Below are 4,366 nucleotides of genomic sequence, written 5' to 3'. Positions count from 1 at the left end.
CCCCCGGGAGGTATCTCCCGGGGGCGCCGTCGTCGTTGGTTGGGGCCGCTCAGGCGCGGCCGCGGCGGGTACGGACCTCCTGCAGCCGCTCGGCGAGGATGTCCTCCAGCTCGGCGATGGAGCGCCGCTCCAGCAGCATGTCCCAGTGGGTACGCGGCGGCTTGGCCTTCTTCTGCTCCGGCTCGGTGCCGTCGACCAGCCGGGCGACGCTGCCGTCGAACTTGCACTCCCAGGTCGTGGGGACCTCGGCGTCGACGGCGAACGGCACCTCGAACTGGTGACCCTTGGCGCACAGGTACTCGCGGGTCTGACGCGGCGCGAGCTCCGTGTTGCGGTCGGATTCGTAGCTGACCGCGCCCAGCCGGCTACCGCGCAGCATACGCTCGCCCATGATCGACTTCCCCTCGTTCGTGGTGCTGGTCTTGTCGGTGTAACAGCCCGTCGCCCCCGCGGCATTCCCGCCCGGCTGGGTGATCCGGCCGGTGGCCCCTGCAAGGGTAACCGGCCACGGGCGAGACCCGGCGGGGTCGTCCCCGGCCGGGTCGAATCGGTGGAGTGTTTCGGCGCTCACCGGGGATGTTAGCCGCCCCAGATCGGGAGGAGGTGACGATGACCAGTGACACGCCGGTCGACGCCCGACCGCCGGGCGGGAAGACCTTCTTCGGTCATCCCCGCGCGCTGTCGACGCTGTTCCTCACCGAGATGTGGGAGCGGTTCAGCTTCTACGGCATGCGCGCCATCCTGGTGCTCTACCTGACCGCCGCGGTCGCCGAGGACGGCCTGGGCATGCGGGAGTCCACCGCCAACGCGGTTTACGGCACCTACAACGCCATGGTCTACCTGATGGCGCTGCCCGGCGGCTGGGTCGCCGACCGGCTGATCGGCGCCCGCCGCAGCGTGCTGTGGGGCGGCGTGGTCATCGCCGTCGGGCACTACGTGATGGCGATCCCCGCCCGGTGGAGCGTGTTCGCCGGGATGACCCTGATCGTGCTCGGCACCGGGCTGCTCAAACCCAACATCTCGACCATGGTCGGCTCGCTCTACGACCGCGACTCGCCCCGCCGCGACGCCGGCTTCTCCATCTTCTACATGGGCATCAACCTGGGCGCGTTCATCGCCCCGCTGGTCACCGGCTTCCTCGGCGAGAAGATCAACTGGCACCTGGGGTTCGGGGCCGCCGCGATCGGCATGACCTTCGGCGTGCTCCAGTACGTCCTGGGCCGGCGCAACCTCGGCGACGCCGGCGATCGCCCCGCCGACCCGCTGCTGGGCGCCGACCGTCGCCGCGCGCTGACCCGCATCGGCGTCAGCGTGCTGGTGCTGCTGGTGGTGCTCGCCGGGCTCGCCGTGGCCGACCTGTTCACCGTCAACACCGTGGTCAACACCCTCACCGTCGCCACCGTGCTGATCACCATCGGCTACTTCGCGCGGATCATCACCGACCAGGAGATCAGCAACACCGAACGCAGCCGGATGAAGGCGTACCTGTGGCTGTTCGTCTTCGCCGCCGCCTTCTGGCTGATCTACGACCAGGCCGGATCGGTGCTGAACATCTTCGCCGCCGACCGCACCGACCGGGACGTGCTCGGCTTCACCTTCCCCGCCTCCTGGCTCCAGTCGGTCAACCCGATCCTGATCATCATCGGGGCGCCGCTGTTCGCCTGGCTCTGGCTGCGCCTGGGCCACCGGGTGTCCACGCCGGTAAAGTTCGCCGTCGGCCTGGTCCTCAACGGCCTGTCGTTCGTGCTGATGGCCGCCGCCGCGCAGGCCGCCGTCGGCGGTGACCTGGTCTCCCCGTGGTGGCTGGTCGCCGTGTACGCCATCCAGGTCGCCGGTGAGCTGTCGCTGAGCCCGGTGGGCCTGTCCGCCACCACCAAGCTGGCCCCGGTCAAGTACGCCAGCCAGATGATGGGCCTGTGGTTCCTCGCCACCGCCGTCGGCGACGCCATCGGCGGGCAGGTGGCCCGGCTCGCCGAGACCTGGCCCGAACCGACCTACTTCCTCACCTTCGGCCTGGCCTCGGTCCTGCTCGGCCTCGGCGCGGTGATGTTCACCCGGCACATCTCCCGGCTGATGGCCGGCATCCACTGACCCCGTCCGGCGCGCGCCCGGCGTGCGCGGGGCCGCCCCGCCCGGCGCGGTGGGGATACGATCCGCGTCATGGCCCGCACCACGATCCACCCCGGCGCCTGCCCGCTGGACTGCCCGGACACCTGCACCTGGCAGCTCACCGTCACCGACGGCAGGGCGGTGGCGCTGCGCGGCGACCGGGACCACCCGTTCACCCGGGGCGCGCTGTGCGGGAAGGTCAACCGCTACCTCGACGCGGTCAACGGCCCCGACCGGCTCACCCGGCCGCTGGTGCGGGTCGGGCCCAAGGGCGTCGGGCCGGTGTCGTACCGGCCGGCGAGCTGGGACGAGGCGCTGCAACGGGTGGCGGCCGGGCTGCGCGCCACCATCGACGCCGACGGGCCGCAGGCGATCCTGCCGTACTACTTCGCCGGCACCATGGGCCTGGTGCAGGGCTGGACGATGGGTCCCCGGCTCTTCGCCCACCTGGGCGCGTCGCGGCTGCGCACCACCATCTGCGCCGCCGCCGCCCGCGCCGCCCTCCAGTCGATCTACGGCGGGTCGGTCGGCTTCGAGCCGGAGTCGATCGTGGACGCCCGGCTGATCGTGCTGTGGGGCGCGAACCTGCTCTCGACGAACCTGCACCACTGGCCGTTCGTGCAGGAGGCGCAGCGGCGCGGCGCGTACGTGGTGACGATCGACCCGCTGCGCACCGACACCGCCGCGCGCAGCGACGAGCACGTCGCGCCGCTGCCCGGCACCGACGCCGCCCTCGCGCTGGGGTTGATGCGCCACATCCGTGACCTCGGTGGCGTCGACCGGGAGTGGCGGGACGCGCACACCACCGGCGGGGAACGACTCGACGCCCGCCTCGACGAGTGGCCGGTGGAACGCGCCGCCGCCGAGTGCGGTCTCGACGCCGACGTGCTGCGCCGGCTCGGCGCGCGGATCGCCGGCACCCGGCCCACCGCCATCCGGGTCGGGCTGGGCCTGCAACGGCACGCCGGCGCCGGCCAGGCCGTCCGGGCCATCGCGGCGATCCCGCTGCTGACCGGGGACTTCCGCCACCCGGGCGGCGGGGCGCTGGTGACCACCTCCGGGCACCACCGGATCGACCCGGACCGGGTGGCCCGCCCGGCCGACCTGCCCACCCCGCCGGCCCGCTCGATCAACATGAGCCGGCTCGCCGCGGCGCTGACCGGCGAGACCGACCCGCCGGTCACCTCGCTGGTGGTGTTCGACGCCAACCCGGCCGCCACCGTCCCCGACCAGAACCGGCTGCGCGCCGGGCTGGGCCGGGCCGACCTGTTCACCGTGGTGCTGGAACAGCGCTGGACGGACACCTGCGACTGGGCCGACGTGGTGCTGCCGGCCACCATGCAGCCCGAACACCTCGACCTGCAGACCTCCTACGGGCACCACTACGCGACGCTGAACCTGCCGGCGAGCACCCCGCCGGGGGAGGCGCTGCCGAACACGGAGATCTTCCGCCGGATCGCCGCCGCCCTCGGCCTGACCCATCCCCGGCTGCGCGACACCGACGAGGACCTGGCCCGGCAGCTGCTCGACGGCGCCGGGGTCAGCTTCGAGGAGCTGCGCGAGCACACCTACGTGCGGGCCACCGGCGTCGACGTGGGCGCCGCCCCGTACGCCAAGGGCGGCTTTCCCACCCGCGACGGGCGGGCCCGGTTGTACGACCCGCAGCTCACCGGGCAGGGCGTCGACCCGCTGATCGGCTACACCCCGCCGGTGGAGGCCGCCGACCCGCAGCTGGCGCGGCGGTTCCCGCTGGCGCTGATCTCCCCGGCCGGCCGGTTCCTGATGAACTCCACCTTCGCCTCGCTGCCCTGGCACCTCGACCGCACCGGCCCGCCCCGCATCCACCTGCACCCCGTCGACGCGGCGGCCCGGGGTCTGGCCGACGGCGACGCGGCGCGGGTGCACAACGACCGGGGCGCGTTCCTGGCCACCGTCGCGGTGGACGAGGCCACCCGGCCGGGCCTGGCGTTCACCTACAAGGCGTACTGGGCGCGGCTGAGCCCCGGCGGCAGCACCGTCAACGCCGTCACCGCCGTCCGGGACACCGACCTGGGTGGCGGGCCGACGTTCCACGACACGAGGGTGCAGGTCGAGGCCGCACCGGCCGAGCTGCCCGCTCAGCCCGCCTGAGGCGGCGCGCCGAGCCGGGCCAGCGCGGCGGCCAGGTCGCTGACCTGGTCGGCGAGCTGCGCGGCCCGCCGCTGGGCGGTGTCGCGGTCGGCCTCGGCGGCGCTGGCCTCGCGGCGGGCGACGTCCC

General features: G+C 73.5%; 3 protein-coding genes. 2 read left to right on the top strand and 1 reads right to left on the bottom strand.

Annotated features, from left to right (window positions below; all coding sequences use genetic code 11):
- Positions 1–49: 49 nt before the first annotated feature.
- The gene (locus tag KBX37_RS33390; RefSeq protein WP_007070998.1) at positions 50–391 is read right to left on the bottom strand and encodes an RNA polymerase-binding protein RbpA; all 342 of its coding nucleotides are present in this window, start codon (positions 389–391) and stop codon (positions 50–52) included.
- Positions 392–609: 218 nt separating this feature from the next.
- Between KBX37_RS33390 and KBX37_RS33385 the strand changes: the two genes are divergently transcribed.
- Positions 610–2,091 (top strand): peptide MFS transporter, encoded by a 1,482-nt coding sequence (locus tag KBX37_RS33385; RefSeq protein WP_210779811.1) that lies wholly within the window; start codon positions 610–612, stop codon positions 2,089–2,091.
- A gap of 69 nt (positions 2,092–2,160) precedes the next feature.
- Complete coding sequence (locus tag KBX37_RS33380; RefSeq protein WP_210779810.1) at positions 2,161–4,239, top strand: molybdopterin-dependent oxidoreductase; 2,079 nt, start codon at positions 2,161–2,163, stop codon at positions 4,237–4,239.
- Positions 4,240–4,366: the final 127 nt, after the last annotated feature.

This window comes from Micromonospora sp. U56 (genome assembly GCF_018070095.1).
Lineage (GTDB): Bacteria > Actinomycetota > Actinomycetes > Mycobacteriales > Micromonosporaceae > Micromonospora > Micromonospora purpureochromogenes.
This window is presented reverse-complemented; position numbering and strand designations above follow the sequence as displayed.